Origin of the sequence: Cellulosilyticum lentocellum DSM 5427, from assembly GCF_000178835.2 — a bacterium.
In the GTDB taxonomy this organism is placed as follows: Bacteria; Bacillota; Clostridia; order Lachnospirales; family Cellulosilyticaceae; genus Cellulosilyticum; species Cellulosilyticum lentocellum.
Map to the genome: position 1 here is coordinate 1031595 of NC_015275.1, position 19252 is coordinate 1050846.

22 protein-coding genes and 1 tRNA gene are annotated in these 19252 nt (G+C 34.0%); 19 read left to right on the plus strand and 4 right to left on the minus strand.

Annotated features, from left to right (window positions below; all coding sequences use genetic code 11):
• Entirely contained in the window at positions 1-1389 is a 1389-nt protein-coding gene (locus tag CLOLE_RS04470; protein ID WP_013655892.1) for a hypothetical protein, read from the plus strand.
• Positions 1390-1541: 152 nt separating this feature from the next.
• On the opposite strand, the gene menA is transcribed toward CLOLE_RS04470, so the two are convergent.
• Positions 1542-2492, minus strand: a complete 951-nt coding sequence (gene menA, locus CLOLE_RS04475; protein ID WP_013655893.1) for a 1,4-dihydroxy-2-naphthoate polyprenyltransferase — start codon at positions 2490-2492, stop codon at positions 1542-1544.
• A 143-nt stretch (positions 2493-2635) separates the two neighbouring features.
• On the opposite strand from menA, the gene CLOLE_RS23900 reads away from it, so the two are divergent.
• Both CLOLE_RS23900 and CLOLE_RS04485 read left to right on the plus strand, forming a co-directional pair.
• The gene (locus CLOLE_RS23900; RefSeq protein WP_013655894.1) at positions 2636-3553 is read left to right on the plus strand and encodes a hypothetical protein; all 918 of its coding nucleotides are present in this window, start codon (positions 2636-2638) and stop codon (positions 3551-3553) included.
• A 44-nt stretch (positions 3554-3597) separates the two neighbouring features.
• A tRNA-Arg gene (locus tag CLOLE_RS04485) sits at positions 3598-3671 on the plus strand.
• Between the two features lie 142 nt (positions 3672-3813).
• On the opposite strand, the gene CLOLE_RS04490 is transcribed toward CLOLE_RS04485, so the two are convergent.
• A complete protein-coding gene (locus tag CLOLE_RS04490) occupies positions 3814-5037 on the minus strand; it encodes a tyrosine-type recombinase/integrase (RefSeq protein WP_013655895.1) in 1224 nt (407 codons plus the stop codon).
• Between the two features lie 2 nt (positions 5038-5039).
• Positions 5040-5495 (minus strand): helix-turn-helix domain-containing protein, encoded by a 456-nt coding sequence (locus CLOLE_RS21630; protein WP_013655896.1) that lies wholly within the window; start codon positions 5493-5495, stop codon positions 5040-5042.
• Positions 5496-5652: 157 nt separating this feature from the next.
• Here CLOLE_RS21630 and CLOLE_RS04500 point away from each other — a divergent pair, with 157 nt between their 5' ends.
• The 15 genes from CLOLE_RS04500 (at position 5653) to CLOLE_RS04560 (ending at position 16442) form a co-directional block, all read left to right on the plus strand.
• A complete protein-coding gene (locus tag CLOLE_RS04500; RefSeq protein WP_013655897.1) occupies positions 5653-5856 on the plus strand; it encodes a helix-turn-helix transcriptional regulator in 204 nt (67 codons plus the stop codon).
• A gap of 40 nt (positions 5857-5896) precedes the next feature.
• Positions 5897-6064: a hypothetical protein gene (locus CLOLE_RS22830; protein WP_013655898.1), complete on the plus strand. Its 168-nt coding sequence runs from the start codon at positions 5897-5899 to the stop codon at positions 6062-6064.
• Entirely contained in the window at positions 6061-6297 is a 237-nt protein-coding gene (locus tag CLOLE_RS04505; protein WP_013655899.1) for a helix-turn-helix transcriptional regulator, read from the plus strand. Before CLOLE_RS22830 ends, CLOLE_RS04505 begins: the two co-directional genes overlap by 4 nt.
• 143 nt (positions 6298-6440) lie before the next feature.
• Positions 6441-7100 carry a hypothetical protein gene (locus tag CLOLE_RS04510; protein ID WP_162145065.1) on the plus strand — a complete coding sequence of 220 codons (660 nt, stop codon included), beginning with the start codon at positions 6441-6443 and terminating at the stop codon, positions 7098-7100.
• The gene (locus CLOLE_RS04515) at positions 7024-7899 is read left to right on the plus strand and encodes an ATP-binding protein (RefSeq protein WP_083801215.1); all 876 of its coding nucleotides are present in this window, start codon (positions 7024-7026) and stop codon (positions 7897-7899) included. The genes CLOLE_RS04510 and CLOLE_RS04515 overlap by 77 nt, the downstream gene beginning before the upstream one ends.
• Positions 7900-7914: 15 nt before the next feature.
• Positions 7915-8730 (plus strand): hypothetical protein, encoded by an 816-nt coding sequence (locus CLOLE_RS21635; RefSeq protein WP_013655902.1) that lies wholly within the window; start codon positions 7915-7917, stop codon positions 8728-8730.
• A 17-nt stretch (positions 8731-8747) separates the two neighbouring features.
• A complete protein-coding gene (locus CLOLE_RS04525) occupies positions 8748-9149 on the plus strand; it encodes a hypothetical protein (RefSeq protein WP_013655903.1) in 402 nt (133 codons plus the stop codon).
• 98 nt (positions 9150-9247) lie between these two features.
• Positions 9248-9388, plus strand: a complete 141-nt coding sequence (locus CLOLE_RS22835; RefSeq protein WP_013655904.1) for a hypothetical protein — start codon at positions 9248-9250, stop codon at positions 9386-9388.
• A 456-nt stretch (positions 9389-9844) separates the two neighbouring features.
• Positions 9845-10300 (plus strand): capsid assembly scaffolding protein Gp46 family protein, encoded by a 456-nt coding sequence (locus CLOLE_RS21640; protein ID WP_013655905.1) that lies wholly within the window; start codon positions 9845-9847, stop codon positions 10298-10300.
• Positions 10301-10316: 16 nt separating this feature from the next.
• Positions 10317-11153 carry a hypothetical protein gene (locus tag CLOLE_RS04535; RefSeq protein ID WP_013655906.1) on the plus strand — a complete coding sequence of 279 codons (837 nt, stop codon included), beginning with the start codon at positions 10317-10319 and terminating at the stop codon, positions 11151-11153.
• A 51-nt stretch (positions 11154-11204) separates the two neighbouring features.
• Entirely contained in the window at positions 11205-14831 is a 3627-nt protein-coding gene (locus CLOLE_RS21645; RefSeq protein ID WP_013655907.1) for a phage tail tape measure protein, read from the plus strand.
• Entirely contained in the window at positions 14821-15111 is a 291-nt protein-coding gene (locus CLOLE_RS04545) for a hypothetical protein (protein WP_013655908.1), read from the plus strand. The genes CLOLE_RS21645 and CLOLE_RS04545 overlap by 11 nt, the downstream gene beginning before the upstream one ends.
• A 34-nt stretch (positions 15112-15145) precedes the next feature.
• Entirely contained in the window at positions 15146-15370 is a 225-nt protein-coding gene (locus tag CLOLE_RS04550; RefSeq protein WP_013655909.1) for a hypothetical protein, read from the plus strand.
• Positions 15342-15563 carry a hypothetical protein gene (locus CLOLE_RS04555; RefSeq protein ID WP_013655910.1) on the plus strand — a complete coding sequence of 74 codons (222 nt, stop codon included), beginning with the start codon at positions 15342-15344 and terminating at the stop codon, positions 15561-15563. Before CLOLE_RS04550 ends, CLOLE_RS04555 begins: the two co-directional genes overlap by 29 nt.
• Before the next feature lie 54 nt (positions 15564-15617).
• Complete coding sequence (locus CLOLE_RS04560; RefSeq protein WP_013655911.1) at positions 15618-16442, plus strand: sigma-70 family RNA polymerase sigma factor; 825 nt, start codon at positions 15618-15620, stop codon at positions 16440-16442.
• A gap of 117 nt (positions 16443-16559) precedes the next feature.
• Here CLOLE_RS04560 and CLOLE_RS04565 read toward each other — a convergent pair whose 3' ends face one another.
• Positions 16560-17537 (minus strand): IS630 family transposase, encoded by a 978-nt coding sequence (locus CLOLE_RS04565; RefSeq protein ID WP_013655912.1) that lies wholly within the window; start codon positions 17535-17537, stop codon positions 16560-16562.
• 299 nt (positions 17538-17836) lie between these two features.
• Here CLOLE_RS04565 and CLOLE_RS04570 point away from each other — a divergent pair, with 299 nt between their 5' ends.
• Positions 17837-19012 (plus strand): PIN domain-containing protein, encoded by a 1176-nt coding sequence (locus CLOLE_RS04570; RefSeq protein WP_013655913.1) that lies wholly within the window; start codon positions 17837-17839, stop codon positions 19010-19012.
• Positions 19013-19252: the final 240 nt, after the last annotated feature.

Below are 19252 nucleotides of genomic sequence, written 5' to 3' on the forward strand. Positions count from 1 at the left end.
ATGAAAAAAGTGACTTGGATGATGCTCGTTATTCTAGTAGTAAGCTGCATAACAGGCTGTAATACCACAGAGAAAGCATTAATAGACCAGTTAACACAACTAGTCAATTGGCCTTATATGGGTATAAATTTTAGTGGTAAAATAGTGTTAGAAGATTCAATGTATTTCGGGGATAATGAGAGTCATAAAGGTGAAGAGATTACGGTTAAATATAAAGTTACAGCTTATTTAGACTTAGAAGAGCAAATGGGCCATTTTATAGTAGATGTAACTAATTCTGCTAATGAGGACCCCTTTCACTTAGAAGGCTACTTAAAAGAAGATCAGCTGATTTTAGATAAAGCCTATTACATTTCAAACTATCCTCATCAACAGTATGAGAAATTAGGAGAGGATTATATTGGTGAAACTATGCCAAGTGATCTAGAGTTTTATTTTGAACTACTTAAGAGTGGTAGAACAGTTGGAGCGAAAGCCTTAGACTTACTCAGTAATGAAAAGGTAGATATTCCTCTTCAAGGTGATGGAAAGAATTTTACAATGAATTTAGATGAAGAAAGCTTTAGTAAAGGTAGTATTTCTTTACTAAAAGCTTGTTTAAATCATACAGGTGAACTTTATGATTTAGTAGCAGATGAATTTGGTAAAGAGGTAGACGCTACAGAACTAGCAGATACCAGAGAACAGCTTATAAAAGCAGTAGAAGAAAAATTTAAGGATGGACAGCTGTATGAGATGTATTACTATTTCTTAAAGGGTGCAATTTATGGTAGTGAATGTGAAACTAAAATGAAATTTGACAATAATACAGCACACTTTTCAGCTAAAGGCAACCTAGATTATATGACTATGGAAAATATAGCATTTGATTTTAAACTAGATTTAGTTAAAACAGAAAAACAAGCACTTATATTACCAAAAAGTTTAAGGTATTTGTCAGATGCAGAAAAACGTTATTATGATGAAAAGTTTTATAGAGCATTTTCAAAGAATTCGGATAAGTATGCCTATAATGGCATAATCGAAAAGAATGGGAAGCAATACTTCCCACTAAGCTGGCTCGATTGCGCCATCAAAGAAGAAGGTGGGACCTATTACTTAATACCAGGTTCATTTAATAGCTATGCACATTTGACGAGTGGCATTAAAAGTAAGAAACTTAAAAATAGGACAGCGGATGAATTGGTACCGGAAATTAAATGTAATCCCATTAATGTAGATGAAGAATATTATCTGTCAAAGCAAGATTTAGAAAAATTGGGCTTTGAAATAGTAAACTATAACGAGGAAACTGTTGTAGTATACTACAATATACCAATTTCCTATTTTGAGGACCCCAATTATGATGAAAATTTTATGAACTTTCTAGCTCATACTGATTATGAGTAGAAAGCGAAAAGGTCTAAATCATAGCCTAAAATGATTTAGACAAGGCTTCTACAAATCATCAAAAAGAGACAAATATGAAAATGATATTTGTCTCTTTTGTGATTAAGGCTAGTACTAAAAGGGGAGAAAAGGTAATAAAGCCTCTGATTGGATTATATTTTCAACAAAAGGGCAAAGCCAAGTGTAAGTACATAACAACTATTAAGTATTAAGAAATTTTTAATAGCAAAGATAAAAGTATCTTTCTTTGTTTGAAGTACTTTAAAAGCTGCTATATTTTTATAAATAGGAATAAGTGTGATTAAGGTAAGTAGGCAAATCCAAGGAAGGTAGCCTGTTATGACACTTATAACGATAGCAATATAACTTAAATAATAAAGGACTTCCCATAGAACAAGCCCGGATTTTTTTCCTATATATATAGGTAAGGTGTAGCGCTTATTAACGAGGTCTTCTTTCATATCACACAGATTATTAGCAAGCATAATATTAGCAATACAGTTTATAAGAGGTACACAAGCTAAAAAGATACCTATAAGTATTTTTAAATTAAAGTTTAGGTTAACCTGCCAATCACTAAAGCTTAAATTTAAAAGGTTTTGATCAAATACATGAATGTAAATGGTGATAAAAGTAAGCACTAGTCCCATAGTAAGTCCTGAAAAAACTTCGCCAAAGGGTGTCCTAGAAATAGGTAAAGGCCCAGAAGTATATAAAATACCAATGGCAAAACAAAGTATCCCAAAGGCTAATACTGTTAAATTGGTTCGATAAACTAGGCAAAGACCTAAAACAGTAGATAGAGCAAGCATAATGTAAATAAGGCTACGAACTAATCGTGGACTAAGATCATAAGCACCCATAGCATTATGTATTTCATAACCGTAGCCATCTTTTTTACGAGCAGTCATAAAATCAATATAATTGTTAATAGCTGTAGTAGTCATATCAAAAATAAGCATAGCTAAAAACATAAGTACGGCATTTTTCCAGTCAAAGCTGTCAAAAGCATAAAGGGTATAAAGTGTCCCGAATAAGAAGGGAATAATACTAGCTACTTTAGTAGGTAGTTCAACTAATTTAAGGAAAACTGCAATCGACATAGATATCCTCCTAATACTAAAGAAATTATAGGTAATAGTATAAAGGATAATAATTAGTTTAACAATGTACAGAAATAATAGGTATAAAATTTAAATATTATGAATTTGATGCAACTTAAAGTGAAAACTAATAGAGGTGAAAAATGGAAAAAGGATATAAAAAGTTTATTGTAGCAACAATTATTTTCTTTGCACTTGCAATTCTTTTAGCAGTTGTATTTCCGATTCAAGAGGTGGAGAGTTTTATTGCAGCCATGGTACTACTAGGAGTTATGATGATGATTCTTACGGCATTAAGAATGAAAGAAAGCAGTGCTAAGATACAAGATTGGATTCAAAGCAAGGTACATATTAGACCAACCATTACAAAAATTGGTTTAGTGTTGATTTTGATTGGAGGAGGTATGATACTACTTAGAAAAGGAGAGAATCCTAATTATATGATGTGGGAAGCTAGTATAGTTGTGATGGGGGGCTTGCTTTTTTTAATAGGAATCTTCTCTAAGCACTTTTTATTTAAAAATTTAATCATAGCAACATTAATGGTATTCTTTACAATAGTATATGTGCAGAAGTCTCAACAACCGATACAGTTAAGAAGCATTGTATTAACTAGTGCTTTCTGGGTAGTAACAGCCATAAGTGAAATAAAGAGGATAAAAGCTAAGGAGAAAAGCACTATATTTAAATCAGATTTTTGTAAAGTAGAGTACCATAAAAATGAAAAGGTGGTTTTCTTACAGTGGAAACAGTTTTGTAGGGGTGAAGATTATAGAGCCCCTGTTAAATGTGCTATAGAGCTTGCAAGAACCAACAAAGGGTGTAATTTTATTGTTGATGCCAGAAATGGTTTTGAAGATGACCCAGCAGATGTAGAATGGGGCTTTAAGGAGTTCTTACCACAAATGAGCGAAACAGGTTGTAAGCAGGTGGTATTCATCATGAATGAAGTAAATGATATTGAAGGTGAAATGGATATGTGGACCAAGGAATTTATGAAATACTTTACCGTAAAGAGAGTAACTAGCTATGATGAAGCTATTACTGCATTAACCTATTGAACTGACTACTAAAAAGTGGTACAATAAACAAGCTAACAAAAAAAGCACGCGTAGTTCAGCTGGATAGAGCGTCTGACTTCGGATCAGAATGTCGTGGGTTCGAATCCTACCGCGTGCGTAAATTGAATTCTCTAGGCTTTGAGTATCAATAGATACAAGCTTAGAGAATTTTTTATTTCGGGTTGCAATAAGCCAAAAGGTTGCAGTAGGGTTGCAGTAAGATTTCTGACAATTAAAAAGCCACGGTTCTATGGCCATGGCTAAAGGTTGAAAATCTTATTCAGTTTTTGCACTTCATCAGTCATCTGCTGAGGTGTAACATGAGTGTAAATATTCATTGTAGTAGTAATATCGTTATGTCCCATAAGTGATTGCACGGTCTTGATGGGAACATCATTTTCGAATAGCCTGGTCGCATAAGTATGTCGCATAGAGTGAAATTTTTTATGCTCAATGCCTGCATTGGCCAGAGCACGAGCATATGATCTTGTTAAATTTCTAGTGTCTAAGTATCCGCCTAAATCGGTACAGAACACTAGATTATTTTTTTGGTATAAATCACCATACTTTAATATTAACTTGTCCTGTTCTGCCTTATGCTTTTTTAATTCTTTTATAATCTTAGTTGGCAAAGGGATGATCCTGGTACTGCTTTTAGTCTTGGGATCATGTTCCAATACTGACCATGTCCTAGAACCGTCTTTTCCTACCTTGGATAATCTTGAAATAGCATGAGTTACACTCAAAGTATTGTTTACCATGTCCACATTATCCCATTTCAGGGCCATCAACTCTCCAAGTCGTAGGCCGCTGCCTAATGCTAGTATAAATAGCATCCTGTTTTTGTTTTTCTCTAAAGAACCTATAAACGTTTTTTGTTCTTCAGGTGTGAAGAAAGTAATGTCATTATCCTTATCAGTACCAGCTGCACCCTCACACTTAGGCATAGTTACCAATGAACAATAGTTCCTTACAATATAGCCTTGTTTTACAGCGTCATTAAGGCATGTTTTAAGCGTTTTATTTAATACCTTGATTGTGTTAGTGGTCTTGCCCTGCTCAGCTAGAGCGTTGTAATAGGATTGTATATGGGCGGTTCTAATATCGACAAGTTTCCTTTTTCCTAGCGCTGAGCCTTTTATATAATTTCTATAGATTCCTTCATATCGTTCAAAAGATGTATCCTTTAGCTCATTAATCCTAAATTCAAATAACCAAGTATAAAACCATTGATTTAATGTGATCTTATCATTACTTGAGGTTAAACCACTATTGGACTGAGTCCTATATTCCGCCATACGGTCAATAACTTCTTGCTTCTTATAGGAGCAGAAGGACTTCCTAATCAGTTTTCCATCCTCATTGGTACCAACTGTAAGGGTAGCCTTATAGTACGTCTTACCGTTCTTTGTGGTGGCATATATGGTACCCTCACCGTTAGCCTTAGATCGTGGCTTGCGTTTCTTTGGTTGATCTGTAGCCATGACTATTCACCTTCTTTTTTAGATTCAGCAATCATATTGATATAAGACTCATATATAGAGTTAAATGTTCCTGATAATAGAGTAACAAGAAATGATAGATCATTGTCAGATAAATTACAGATTATAGAATTATATTTAAAAGTTTTGTTAAAAAGCAATAGTGCGCCTATTACATTTTCTATTTCATCAGAATTCCTAATCATATCTATAAGTTCATCATCACATTTTTGTGGTTTGTCAATCTCTTTGCGGAGTATATTTTCTAACGTATCTACAAACAATTCGTTAACACGTATATTTAATGCATCTGCAATTTTTTTTAATGTCTCTATGCTAGGATTTTTAGTTCCAGCCTCTAGTTGTTGAATATATGCACCGCTTACACCTACAAGTGAACCTAATGCTGATTGAGATAATTTCATTTCTTTCCTTTTTGTTTTTAAAAGTACATTATTCAAATCTATTCCTCCTAAAATTTATTTCTTATTATTATAAACCAATATGATAAAAAAATAAACAAATAGTTTACAAAAAGCATTGACTAAACATATAGTTTATATTATACTACGAAATATAAACAAATAGTTTATAAATTTACATATTGGTGGTGATAGCATGAATGTTAATGTGGAAAAGTTGAAAAGTCTAATCTATAACAACGGATTTACTTATACTGACCTTTCTAATGTTTCAGGGGTTAGTAGAACGTCAATTAATAGAATTGTTAATAATGGATTTATTCCAAGGCCTTCTACTGTTGGAAAACTTTGCAAAGCGTTAAATTGTAAAGTTGAAGATTTACTTAAAGAGGATAGATAGGCAAAAAATTTGACTTACCTTTTTTAGAAAGGATGATTGAATGAAAAGAGATACTTTAATTTGGAAGATAGTCAATAGGTTACATGATGAAAGAGCACTTGAACTAGACAATTACATGAACTACATTGAACAGGCCAACGACATATATAAGATTATAGAGAGAGAACTTAAAGACTTTACTTTAATCCAAGGGGAGGTAATGGAATGAGTGAAACAGTAAGAGACCTTACAGAAATGGTCAAAGAACACAGAAGGAAAGTTGAAGAAAAAACAATAGGAGTAAAAGAGTTTGCAGAAATTATGGGAGTTGGCGAAAGTACAGCTAGAGAAATGCTTAGGAGTAGCAATCCACCACCATATATTAAGGTCGGCAACAGGTACCGCATTATTATTTCAAGGATTGACGAATGGCTAAATAAATTAATCGGCCAAGAGTTTTAGGCGGTGATACATAAATGGACAGAGACTTTACTCAAATACATAATGCAATAATACGAGCCAATAACCTTAATCCGTATCAAAAAAGTCTTATATGCAACATATTAAGCAATGAAGCAGGGTTCAAGATTTCGATTAGTATGTTAATGCAGCGTATACCATGTGGACAAACAAAGGTCAAGGCAACTATTAATGAGCTTAAACAAATGAATATCATAAAAGTATTCAGAGGTAAGTCTCAAAACAATACATGGGATACTAATTCATATGAGATTGACCTTAAATACTTACTCGAATATATTTCGGTTGGTCGTGATACGACTAACAGTACGTCATTATACGACCAACCTATTGGTCACGACACGCCTAAGGGTTATGTTTTATACGACCGAGGGGTTGGTTGTAATACGACTAAAAAGAATACTAATAAGAATACTAAAGAGAATACCAATAAGAATATATATGCTCAGCAAGCAGAGCAGCTATGGAGTTCATACCCAAATAAGAAGGGTAAGGATAAAGCAATTAAGAAATTACCTAAACTTATTCATCAATATGGATATGAGCAATTAGAAAGATGTATTGACAGATATGTTCAAGATATTGAAGCCAAACAAACATCAAAGGAATATATAAAGCATGGAAGTACATTCTTTAATGGTGGTTTTATAGATTACTTAGATGAAAATTATCAAGAAGCACATAAGGAAGAATTGAAAGAGGTGATAAATGGTGGAGAGCCAAAACCAACAATTGACCCAAGCAAGTTCTATAGTGATGAATATGTCAACAACTTGCCATACTGATGTAAAGTTAACGGATGATGAAGGAAACCCATATTATTACTATATGAAAAATGAGCCTATAGAAACACCGTTTAATATTCATAATGTTCAAGAGGGCAAAACGTATCATATAAGACGCAAAGACGGTGGAATTAATGAGTATGCAGTCCTTAAAGAGAATTATGATAGAACAGCATTAAGTACAGGGATTCCACAAGCATATAGGTATGCAAGGACAAAGGAATTTGATTATGAAAGATATACTAATTTATTAGTTGCAAAAGAAGCAAGACAAAAAAGCATTAACTTTATTCAGCACTTTAATAAGTTTAAAGACAAGGGAGTTGGTCTCTACATACATAGCCCTAGTACTGGCTCAGGAAAGACCTTGCTTGCATGTATTATAGCAAATGGATTAATAAGACAGTATAAAGAGCAGCCCCGCTTTATAGATGCTTCTAGCCTATTTTGCGAGTCGAGAAAGGCAAACCGATATTCAAACAATGAAGATATTAGAAGTGAGGACAGGCTAAGGAGTATTGAGAATGCAAATATATTGATTATAGATGACTTAGGAGCCGACAAGGCAACAGATTATACAAGTTCAATTTTATATGGACTTATAAATAAAAGAACTTGCCTTAGAAAAATAACCATAATAACAAGTAGAAAGACTTTAGATGAATTAAAGTACAATACTTCAACTGTTAATCAAATCAGGAACTCTACAAGAGTTATAGAGCTACCCAATGAGAATGTCGGGGCTAAAGTGGCAGATGAAGCAAATAAGGATTTAGATAATCTATTAAACCAAGTGTAGAAAGAAGATGATGAAATGATAAGAAGAGATACAGATAAACATCTGCTTTATGTGAAGATGTATGAATCAGCAAAAGAGAGCAATGATAAAGACCACTTCTTGAAGGGGGTTTTTAATGGAGTGAGGGCAGTTGATACATTGTTATATGAAAATACATATACCAAGGAGCAACTTGAAACAGGATGTAAATTATCTGATGAAGTCCAGGAGCTTCTCAAACAAGCTACGCCAAGACAGATTATGCAGCTATTCCCAATACATAAAGAGTATGATGGAGAAAAGTGGTCACAGAAAGATTATTTTTCTACTATGAAGTATTTAAAAGGGTTAGAGTTAGATAAGTCTATAGGGGATAATTTAGAGGAATTCTTATGGCATTACTATCATTGGGATATAATGCAGTTTTATATCATATATGACACTTATCATAGGGAAAGAGAATACCAAGAATACCAAAATAAAGCAGAGAGGTTTCATAAAGAAATTAAAGCAAAGGCCAAGGAAATAAATCATATAGGTGAACTTGTGATGAATGGATTAGAAATTATTAAAGATAGTGATAGAAGGATAGCAGCCATTAAAGAAAAGATACAAAGTAAATCTAGTATAGTGAATTTCATAGAAAGAATTAAGTTAAAGAAAATGGAACACCGAAGATATGTAGATTGGGTATATTGTAAATTTTTAAGTGATTATAAAGAGGATCTTTTGGTTGAATATGCAAGTATTGAAGGATGGGACGAGTATATCGAAGAACTTGCCAAGGCAGATAGAGGTAAAGCTAATGAAGCTATTGGTGTAAGAAATAGATTACTAAACAAATGCTATTAGGATAGGAGCTGATACATATGAAACTATTAAATATTAAGTCAATAGAAAAGGCATTAACACCATGGGAATACCTAAGAGACCTTAAACATTTAAGAAAGCTAGCTGAATGTGATGAGTGTACTGAAGCCATATATGCTTTTAATTATGGACGTATAATTGGTATACAGCAAGAAAGGGCGCGCCGTAGAGGAGAAAAATACGAGAAAGCATTTTTAGTTGGTGATTTATTTCTTGATTTATATGAAGTGGTCAGTAAAGGTAGTGAGAATATTCCAACAGAAGATTTAGATGATTATTTTGAGTATCTCAATGACTATGTAAATGCTGAAATGAGAGAATCAGTCCAAGATAAGGTAAGAGGGCTATTAAAAGGCATTAAGGAATTGGAGTTCTTAAAAAGAAAAGAAGCCAATAGGTAAACGGAAAATCCGTTCACTAAAGGCTTACATGATAACTTAAATTCGCACCTTAATTTTATCGTGTGAGCCTGAATAAATCAATAGGAGCGTGATAAATTATGATTAAGATTAGAATTTCATATACAGATACAGAAGATATGCCAAGGGTACTGGAAGCATTAAAAGGGTTCAAAATCGTGCATATAAGTAAGCCTTATGATAAGAAAAATCGCAAGAATATGTACTTAGAACTTGAATAAATAGCACTAAAACAGGGGTTTTCTGATATGAAAGCCCCTAAAATTATGCTTGAAAGTGATATATAGAAATAGCATTGAAGCTTTGATAATCATAGGAAATAGCTTGTATACCTCCTATGGATATGATATAATATAACTAAGTAAATATGGTGTAAGTACCCTCTACTAACCTTTCATAGTAGGGAAACTGTTAAAAAACGGTGTGGGAATAATTTGTGGCGAACTGTCAGCGTCATAAGTTATACTTGCACCGTTTTTATTTATCTTCTTTTTTCATATCATTTATCCTTTAGGTTGTGGCATGATTTACCCTACCTTTGACACCTAGGTAAGTGTATAAACTACCCAAACTCACTCTCCCGAAGGAGTTTTAGGGAATGACACCCAACACACCTAGGTACGTGTAGAAACTGCCCATATTAGTCTAACCAAGACGTTAAACAGGAGGTATATATTATGAAAAAGCAATTTTTACCACTTAATCTACAATTCTTTGCAGATGATCCAGCAGGTGACCCAACACCAAAAAGCGGGGATAAAACCTTTAGTCAAGATGATGTCAATAGGATAGTTGGCGAAAGATTATCAAGGGAAAAAGCTAAGTATGATGACGAGTATAAGGCAAAATATGAGACTAAAGAAGTTGAACTAAAAACTAGAGAAACCGAGCTTAATAAAAGAGAACTTAGATATAAGGCAGCTGACTTGTTATCTGAGAAGAACTTACCTAATGAGTTATTAGAAGTTTTAAATTATTCATCAGAAGAAGAGATGTGTAAGAATATAGAGGTATTACAGAAGGCATTCAGTAATACTACAAGCGAGAAAAAGGTACCAACCATCACTATACCAAGTAATACAAATCCAAAACCAGAAAAAAGTGATGCCTTTTTAAAAGGCCTAAAACATTAATAAAGGAGTGAAGTGAATGTCAGTAGATTATGCAACAAAATATGCAAAAGAAGTTGATGAAAGATTTAAGGCTATGAGTAGATCTAGCGAATGTGTTAATGATGATTATGACTTTACAGGAAGTAAAACGGTAAAGGTTTATACTGTTAATACAGCATCTATGAATGACTATAATAGGGCAAAAGTAGACGGAACCAGTAGATATGGAAATGTAGAAAATTTATCTGCTACTACACAAGAACTAACAATGTCAAAAGACCGTTCTTTTACATTTGCGATTGATAAGGCGGATTTAGACGAGACCCAATTAGCCTTAGAGGCAGGTAAAGCCTTAGATCGTCAGCTGAGAGAAGTAGTAAAACCAGAAGTGGATTTATATAGATTTACTAAGATGTGTGCAAATGCAGGAACTGTAGCCACGGCTGAAGAGATAACAGCCGCTAATGTATATACATTAATAACAACGGGAACTGAGGTTTTAGATGATAAGGAAGTTCCGGAGGATAATAGATTTATTATCGTCACACCTGAAACATACAAGTTCATGAAGCTAAACGATGATTTAGTACTAGATACCAATGTAGGGCAAGAGATGAGATTAAAAGGAGTAGTTGCCTATGTTGATGGTATGAAAGTTATTAAGGTACCATCTAATAGATTACCTTTAAACTCAGGATTTTTAATAGGTCATACTATAGCAACAACAGCACCTATTAAGTTAGCAGAGTATAAAATTCACGAAAACCCACCAGGTATAAGTGGATATTTAGTAGAGGGCCGTATTTATTATGATGCTTTTGTATTAGATAATAAAAAGAACGCTTTGTACTTACAGCCAATAGCTGCCCAATAGATAAAAATTAGGTACGCAGAGCCAGTACCACTAAAAAGGGGGTGAGGACATTTGGCAGATGGTTCTATTATTATTGATACCCAGTTAAACAATAAAGGTTTTAAAGATGGACTTAACGGATTAAAAGGGTTAGCAGATAAAGGGCTAGGGGGACTTAAAGACCTAGCCGGTGGTGTAGCAAAAGCATTAGCGGCAGTAGGAGCAGCCTTAGCCACTGCGGCTGGCTTTGCAATCAAGGCAGGTATAGAGTTCGAGAGTGCTTTCGCTGGTGTTAAAAAGACTGTAAATGGAACAGAAGAACAGCTTGCAAGTCTAGAAGGTGCTATTCGGAACATGGCTAAAGAAATGCCCCAAAGTGCTGCTGAAATAGCAGGAGTAGCAGAAGCAGCTGGACAATTAGGTATAAGCATAGATAAGATAGATAGCTTTACTAAGACAATGGTTCAATTAGGTGATGCTACAAACTTATCTAGTGAAGAAGCAGCTACTAGTCTAGCAAGACTAGCTAATATTACAGGAATGAGCCAGGACGATTTTGATAAGCTAGGAAGTACAATTGTAGCACTAGGTAATAATTTAGCTACTACAGAGTCAGAAATTACTGCTATGAGCTTAAGACTTGCAGGAGCAGGTAAACAAGTGGGTATGAGTGAGGCACAAATCTTATCTCTAGCCGGAGGTTTATCTTCTGTAGGTATAGAGGCGGAAGCTGGTGGTAGCGCATTTAGTAAAGTAATGTCTGATATGGCATTAGCGGTAGAGACAGGTAACAGCTCTTTAGGTCAATTTGCAGCAGTAGCAGGCATGAGCAGTGAGCAGTTTAAAAAGGCATTTAAAGATGATGCTGCTGGTGCAATAATGAGCTTTATCCAAGGCTTAGGCACTGCTGAGGATAGGGGAATAAGTGCTATTAAAGTGCTTGATGACATGGGTATCACAGAGATAAGGCTTAAGGATGCTTTGCTAAGAGCTAGTAGCGCAAGTGATGTGTTTGCTAAGTCTATGGATATCGGTAACACAGCATGGAAAGAAAATACTGCTTTAGCTAAAGAGGCTAGCGCTCGTTACGCCACTATGGAAAGCCAGATAGGCATATTAAAGAATAAGCTTACAGACCTAGGTATTACTTTTTATAAAGATGTACGTAACCCCATGGTTGAGGTTGTAAAGACCGCTAATGATATGCTAGATAAATTAGCTAGTGCATTCGAGAAAAACGGTCTAGAAGGTTTAGTTGTAGCTTTAGGTGATGTATTTAGTGAGATAGTTGTAAAAGTGGCAGAGGCAGCGCCTAAAATGATTGAAGCAGCCTCTGATTTGATACAGTCATTTATACAGGGACTGAGTGATAATTTAGAGACCATATCAGGAGCTGCTATAGAAATGGGGATGTCACTCGTAAGAGGCATAGGTGAAATCACTCCAAAGCTATTAACCTTAGGTGTAGACATTATAAAAGCGTTGGGTAAAGGCATACAAGAGAACATAGCCGAAATAGTTGGCATAGCAAAAAATATTATAATGTCTTTGGTAGACTCTTTTGTACAAATTATGCCTACACTATTGCAAACAGGTCTAGCTATCATCTTGGAACTAGGTAAAGGTATTGCTGAAGCATTGCCTAAGTTAATACCTACAGCAGTAGAGACTATATTAAATTTTATTGACTATATCTTAGAAGAAGATAATATCGAAAAACTGCTTAAGTGCGCAGAAGACATTATAATAGGCCTAGCTGATGGGATTGTTAAGGCATTGCCTAAGTTAGCAGATAAGGCACCGGAGATTATAGGTAAATTAGTAAATGCGCTTATTTCAGCAGCTATTGCACTTGTACAATGTGCAGATGAAGTTATGAATAAATTTAAAGATGGGATAATGGCGATAGATTGGGCTGGAGTAGGCAAAGATATTATAGATGAAATAGGCGAAGGGATACTTGGGGCAGGACAAGATTTGCCGGGAATATTGGCGAAGGGTATAAGGCTAAACTTGAAGCAGTTTGGGCTTATAGGCTTGCTCGCCGATAAAGGATTAGATGCATTAGGGATTGGAAAAGATACAATCGACTCTACATTGCATAAATCTTCTAGTGGTAGGTACCATGGTGGTAGTGGAACGAGTTTTGATGATCCTAAATACAAAACATTGGATGATGGTGTTGATAATGGCATGAAAATGCCTGGTGATATTATTGATTTAACTGAGTATGATAAGAACGCTCAAGGCTACCTAAAGCATATTCAGGACATCATGGATAAGGGTGCCAAAGAATATCAGAAAAAGGTTGAAGAAAAGGCAAAAGAGAACCAAGAAGCAACAGATCAAGCTGCTAATGATGCAGCATTGAAGTTAACAGATGCCTCAGAGGAATACGCAAGGTTGGAACAAGACCTAGAAGTTAAACGTTCAGAGGAGTACCTAGCCCTAAAAGAAAAGCTATCTGCAGAAGAATTAAAGCAACTTGAAAAGGAACTAGCAGAAAAAGAAACTATAGGAGTTGCCGGAGTACAAAAAGCCTATAACAAGTATATTGCCATCGAAAAATCAAAGGTAGTCGAAAAGGAAAAAGCTATTACTGATTTAGAGGCTAAATTAGATAAGCAGAATAAAGCTATGTCTATAGCAAGTGAGTCCAAAGATTTAGAAGGCGCATACAAGGTATTAGCTAAGCTAGAATTAGATCTCATGGAGGACTTAGATGAAGAAACTAAGGCCCAAAAACTTAAGGATATTGAGGCGAAGGCTAAAAGTGTAACAGAAAAAGAGTTGAACGCTTTAGCTGAGTCTAATCAATCTAAACTAGAACTTACTAAACAAGGTTTAGAGGATGAAAAGGCGTTGCAGGAGCAATACATCAAGAACTATGAAAGTACTTATTCTGGGATGATTTCAGCATATGAGAGCGCATACCAAACTATCATGAGTAAGCAGACGTCTCTCGAAGAAAAGTTTAAAGCTTTTGGAGACTTGTTTGACAAGTTTACGGAAGATGACATAGAGTACATGAAGCTCGGAGATCTTCAAAACGATATAAATCAGCTTACCTTATTTGGTAAAAGTATAGAAGCTCTTAAGCAAAAAGGTGTGAGCCAAACATTTTTAGATGAGTTGATTTCCAAGAATAGCATGGAGGATGCTATAGACTTTACAGAGCTGTTATTGAATCAACCAGAAGAAAACCTTACTAGCTATTTAGCATTATGGGAAGAAAAACAAAGGTTAGCTGGAGAGTTGGCCGGAAACTTCTATAAAGATGAGTTTGACAACCTTAAAACCGAATTTACAGACAAGGTAAGAAATGATCTAAGTATATTACCTGAGGAAGCTAATCAAATAGGTCAAGATACTACTACTGCCTTAGCCGAAGGATTATTAAATGGTGTTGGAACTGTGAGAAATGCGGTAGGTGAGTTAGTAGCACAGATGCAAGCAGCAGTTGCAGGGGAAACAGCCTCTATCGGTGCTAATCTTTCCACATCTAGCACGGTTACACAAAATGTAAATACTAAAGATAATAGCGTAATTAGTGCTTTAGGTGCTATCTATGGGGCGTTAACTGAAGAAGCAGGAGCTCCTATTATTGTTAATATGAATGCAGATAAAGTAGGAGAAGGTTCTGTAGATGGTATGTTAAGGGAACTTAGGAGAAGAGGGGTGACTTTTGATGTTGATTGAAGCAGTCGTTAAAATTAAAGATATAGTGCAAAAAACAGAGAAAGGACATACTCTTTTATTCTCTATTATTACTCCAAAAGGAATTGAATTACAGTGCACTTCTTTAAATGAACAAGTAGCTAGTAGTAAGCTTATTAGAAAAGGTAAGCGCGTAGTTATTAAAGGTTATCTCAGTAAAAATCTTTTTGTATCAGTTAAGAGCATAAGAAAGCCTAAACCTTTTGTCGTAGGATTTACTCAAGGATTTATAGAAGGATTAAGGAAGCAAGGGTCACTTTAATTAGTGGCCTTTATTTGTAAGGAGAGTGACAGGTATGACCTACATAGATAAACTAATAAGTAAGGCCAAGAATGTAAATAGAGCAGATCGCGAAGAGGGGGCACTTCTCAAAAATCTAGATGACTATTTAGATGCTAATGTTCCTCTTGTAGATATTGCTTATATAAATGAAAATAAGGAGTCCATAAAATGTGATTATCCTACTAATATACTGGAAGGGTGGGAAGCAAATGGAGAAGAAAAAGAAAATAAAACTTAAATTAGATTCTCCTACAAACATTAGAAAGAGCCTTAGCAAAATAGGGAATATGGTAGCTAATGGAGAGATAGCCACAGGGCAAGCCAATACTATTATTCTAGCGTGTAATGCTATTCTAGGTTGTATTAGAACGGATGAACAGGACAAGAAGATTAGAGAGCTTCAAGAGCTACTAGAAGAAATACAAAAATAATAATGGGGCGGTCAATTTAGACCGTCTTTTAATATAAAGTAGGTGGTGAATATCATGACCAATGAAGAGTTGGTTAAGTTATATCAATGTGGAGATAGTAAAGCCTTAGAAAGGCTATTAGAAGCTAATAAGGGGTTAATATACAAAGTGTCTATGAAGTTTTATACAGAACGTGACAATGCAATAGATCAGGATGATTTAGTCCAGGAGGGGCGAATAGGTTTAATAGTAGCAGCTGAAAAGTATGATATTAATGGAGACGTTCCATTTGCTTCATATGCGTATTACTGGATATATCAGAAGATGCATAGGTTTATGTATCCAAAAAGAAACATGATCAAAAGTAGCCTTAAATTTGTTAGCCTTAATACACCTATTGGAGAAGATGGAGAGATGGAATTAGGAGATACATTAGGAGAAGAGCAGGAAGAGTTTTGCAGTGTAGAAGATAGTATTTATCATCAAGAACTAGCAGAAGAATTAAGACAGGCTATGAATGATAATTTAACATTACAGCAAAGGCAAGTTTTACTTTTTAGATTTGGTTTTGAGTGTAACGTACATACACTAGAAGAGACAGGTAAAGAAATAGGGGTAACTCGTGAGAGAGTAAGGCAAATAGAAGTAAATAGCCTTAGAAAGTTAAGGTCATGTAGATGGGCTAGGATGAGGTATTTAGAATTTAGGCAAGAGCATGGTCGAAATGCTACTAGCTCCAGTATTCACGGGGAAAATGCTAGGCATAAAGAAGAACAGGAAAAAGACTATAATTGGGGTACTAGATTAGTTGAACAATATGGGGGGATTGATGGGTATATTAAGCATATGCGAGAAGAGCAAGAGAAGATATTAAAGAAGATGCAGTTAAAACTAGGGTAGGGCATGAAGCCTTACCTTATTTTATGTATAAAATGTAGAGTTATTTATAGATAAACCATTTATAAAACTAAATAATGTTGTAATATTTCAGGAAATAAGTAGGACTAAAATACCTACTTATATTCTGGACTTGAAGTAGTAATTTCTGGGATTAACGATGTTTTTAATTAGCCCTTTATCATCATTGAATTGATTATATAGATGATTAACTTCTTCAAAGAGTGCATCAGTACTCTCTTTAGCACCTACTGTATACACTTTATTCTTAAGCAAGTTCCAAATGTTTTCTTGTGGATTAAGTTGTGGTGAATAAACGGGGGTATTAATAAGTACTAACCTATTAGTATTTTGACTCCAGAACTCTTGAATCTCATGATTATTATGTGTTTTAGCATTATCTAAAACAACATACACCTTCTTTCCAAGATTACGTTCTAATAGTTCACTTAAAAATTCTTTTATTTCTTTACCTTTGATAGTATGTGCTGCATCATATATATCGGCTATTGTATCAAAGTTTTTGGTTATTTCTGTTGCACCAATAATATTAACCCCTTGATGAGAACCATTGCTTTCTAAGATAGGGGACACCCCAACTGGACTCCAAGTTCTCCTGTTATCAGATTCTGTTCTTAGGGCAGTTTCGTCCATAACATACAAAACACTATCAGAATCGTTTTCTACAGTACTCGTAGTTTCTATCATTTTTTTAAACGATTCTTGCTCAGATTTTACACCTTTACTTGGTCTTTTTTGAGCTCGTTTGAAGCTATAGTTGTTTTTATGAAGTGTATCTCTAATACATTGTGGGCATAGCCTTATCCCGTAGTTTTGATTAAGATAATCTGATAAAAGCTTGGCAGTCCAAACATTGCCTAGAAACTCAAAATCATTAGGGATATTATGCTGAACCACTTCTAAAAGATCATGTTCCATTTCAGCTGTCATTTTGCAATTAGAAGGGGTTCTACCTCTATAGTCTTCTAAAGAAGAAATACCAAGCTCATTCCAACGATTTATATAGGTATAAACAGTAATTAAACGTACTGCAAGAAAATCTGCAATTTGTTTAACTGAATTGCCTTCTATAAGCATAACAACTGTCGTAAGAACATTCCTACCTATCTCTGTAGAATAAGATCTTCTTAATTTTTTAGTTCTTCTAACGAGTATCCATGAAGTTCAGCTGTTACGGAAGTTGTTCTGCTCATAAATGTCATCTCCTAATCCTTTTTTACTTAGGATATGAAAAATAACAGAAATCATACAAACATATAACAGTATTTAAAATGGTTTATCTATAAAACAAAGTAGTGTTAAAATATTTAAAATAGTATATTATATTAGATAGTGTTTTGTGAAATAGTAATATTATTCGGTTAGGAGATGATAAAATGATATACATCTACATAGATACAAATATCTATATCAAGCATCTTATACATGAAGTGAATTTCATGAAAACTTCACTCAATAGTGAGATAGAAGAAATTAATAGAATAATGAATAGACAAAACCCATTACATGAACTAGATGATTTAATAATTTTATGTAAGGTAGGTATTGTTAAATTATTAGTTCCAGAAGTAACGATGTTAGAGTTGCAAAAGCAAAATAAGAATATTTTAGAAGCATTTAATCATAATTATTCCAAAGTGCAGATTGCAGTTGAAGAGCGGACAAAAAAAGATGATTTTTGGAATGAAGTTAAAGATATTACAGGCAAAATAACTAATTTAATAAATCAAGAACGTATACAAAGGCAAGATTATTGGGAGAGATCATACAGAAAATTATTCGAGTTATTTTCAGAGGACTATGTACAAATAATTAATCTAACACCAATAACAATGAGTAATGCTTACAAGAAAAAAATAAGTGGAGATGTTTCTGATACACAAATGAACGATGTTTTAATAATAGAGGGTATTTATGAATATTTAGGCCTAAACCTAAGCAGTTGGGATATTGATAATGATATGCTGATTATCGTATCTGATGATAGAAAAGATTTCTTTGACACCAAAGGTCCTAAACTATCATTAAATGCTTATTCATTACAAAAGAGATTTGTAAATGAAACATATAGACCATTAGGTATGAATAATCTTAAACAAGTATATGGAAATATAAACGCCGATTATGATATCAAAATAAATAAAGATAACTATTTTGTTGAATTTAATAAAAAATACATACATTACATTAATGATGAGTATTTTATTCCTTTTACTACTGAAGCGGAAGATAGACGTAGGGAAGAAGAATATCAAGAAATTACAAATCAAATTCAAAAGGATAAGAATAAAAAATTTGCAGAAAAACATCTTGAAAAAATTAATGAATTACCTCTTTATATTAGAGATTTAAGGAAACAATTAATTGATAAAATATTATCTCTTTTAAATGAGTGTCGAAATACTCATTCGTGGAATAATAAAAGTGAGCTAAAATTACCTAATGAACTTCAAGGAGAGGAACAACTAGAGATTTATACATGTACTATAAGTAGATTGTTAACTCTTAAAGAAGAATTGGAACAAGATTTATTAATTCATATTAAAATGTAATATAATAAGTATTGTAGAGATAAAGGTATTCATTTAGGTTGCAATAGGGTTGCAGTAAAATAAAAAAGTTGCAGTAGAATATTTTTTGATATAAGTATAAAAAACAATATAACCGTTGACTATCAATAAAGTTAACAACTGATAGTATGATAAAAATAAGTACTCTCACTAATCAGAATGTCGTGGGTTCGAATCCTACCGCGTGCGTAAAAAAAGACCTAGACTTAAGTATCAATTGAT

Coding starts and splice junctions, on each gene's coding strand:
- CLOLE_RS04535 (WP_013655906.1), top strand. CDS start 10,317: ATGTCAGTAGATTATGCAACAAAATATGCAAAAGAAGTTGATGAAAGA.
- CLOLE_RS04565 (WP_013655912.1), bottom strand. CDS start 17,537: ATGCTTATAGAAGGCAATTCAGTTAAACAAATTGCAGATTTTCTTGCA.
- CLOLE_RS04490 (WP_013655895.1), bottom strand. CDS start 5,037: ATGGCTACAGATCAACCAAAGAAACGCAAGCCACGATCTAAGGCTAAC.
- CLOLE_RS04545 (WP_013655908.1), top strand. CDS start 14,821: ATGTTGATTGAAGCAGTCGTTAAAATTAAAGATATAGTGCAAAAAACA.
- CLOLE_RS21640 (WP_013655905.1), top strand. CDS start 9,845: ATGAAAAAGCAATTTTTACCACTTAATCTACAATTCTTTGCAGATGAT.
- CLOLE_RS04500 (WP_013655897.1), top strand. CDS start 5,653: ATGAATGTTAATGTGGAAAAGTTGAAAAGTCTAATCTATAACAACGGA.
- CLOLE_RS04570 (WP_013655913.1), top strand. CDS start 17,837: ATGATATACATCTACATAGATACAAATATCTATATCAAGCATCTTATA.
- menA (WP_013655893.1), bottom strand. CDS start 2,492: ATGTCGATTGCAGTTTTCCTTAAATTAGTTGAACTACCTACTAAAGTA.
- CLOLE_RS04525 (WP_013655903.1), top strand. CDS start 8,748: ATGAAACTATTAAATATTAAGTCAATAGAAAAGGCATTAACACCATGG.
- CLOLE_RS04515 (WP_083801215.1), top strand. CDS start 7,024: ATGGTGGAGAGCCAAAACCAACAATTGACCCAAGCAAGTTCTATAGTG.
- CLOLE_RS04550 (WP_013655909.1), top strand. CDS start 15,146: ATGACCTACATAGATAAACTAATAAGTAAGGCCAAGAATGTAAATAGA.
- CLOLE_RS22830 (WP_013655898.1), top strand. CDS start 5,897: ATGAAAAGAGATACTTTAATTTGGAAGATAGTCAATAGGTTACATGAT.
- CLOLE_RS23900 (WP_013655894.1), top strand. CDS start 2,636: ATGGAAAAAGGATATAAAAAGTTTATTGTAGCAACAATTATTTTCTTT.
- CLOLE_RS22835 (WP_013655904.1), top strand. CDS start 9,248: ATGATTAAGATTAGAATTTCATATACAGATACAGAAGATATGCCAAGG.
- CLOLE_RS04560 (WP_013655911.1), top strand. CDS start 15,618: ATGACCAATGAAGAGTTGGTTAAGTTATATCAATGTGGAGATAGTAAA.
- CLOLE_RS04555 (WP_013655910.1), top strand. CDS start 15,342: ATGGAGAAGAAAAAGAAAATAAAACTTAAATTAGATTCTCCTACAAAC.
- CLOLE_RS04510 (WP_162145065.1), top strand. CDS start 6,441: ATGCAGCGTATACCATGTGGACAAACAAAGGTCAAGGCAACTATTAAT.
- CLOLE_RS21635 (WP_013655902.1), top strand. CDS start 7,915: ATGATAAGAAGAGATACAGATAAACATCTGCTTTATGTGAAGATGTAT.
- CLOLE_RS04505 (WP_013655899.1), top strand. CDS start 6,061: ATGAGTGAAACAGTAAGAGACCTTACAGAAATGGTCAAAGAACACAGA.
- CLOLE_RS04470 (WP_013655892.1), top strand. CDS start 1: ATGAAAAAAGTGACTTGGATGATGCTCGTTATTCTAGTAGTAAGCTGC.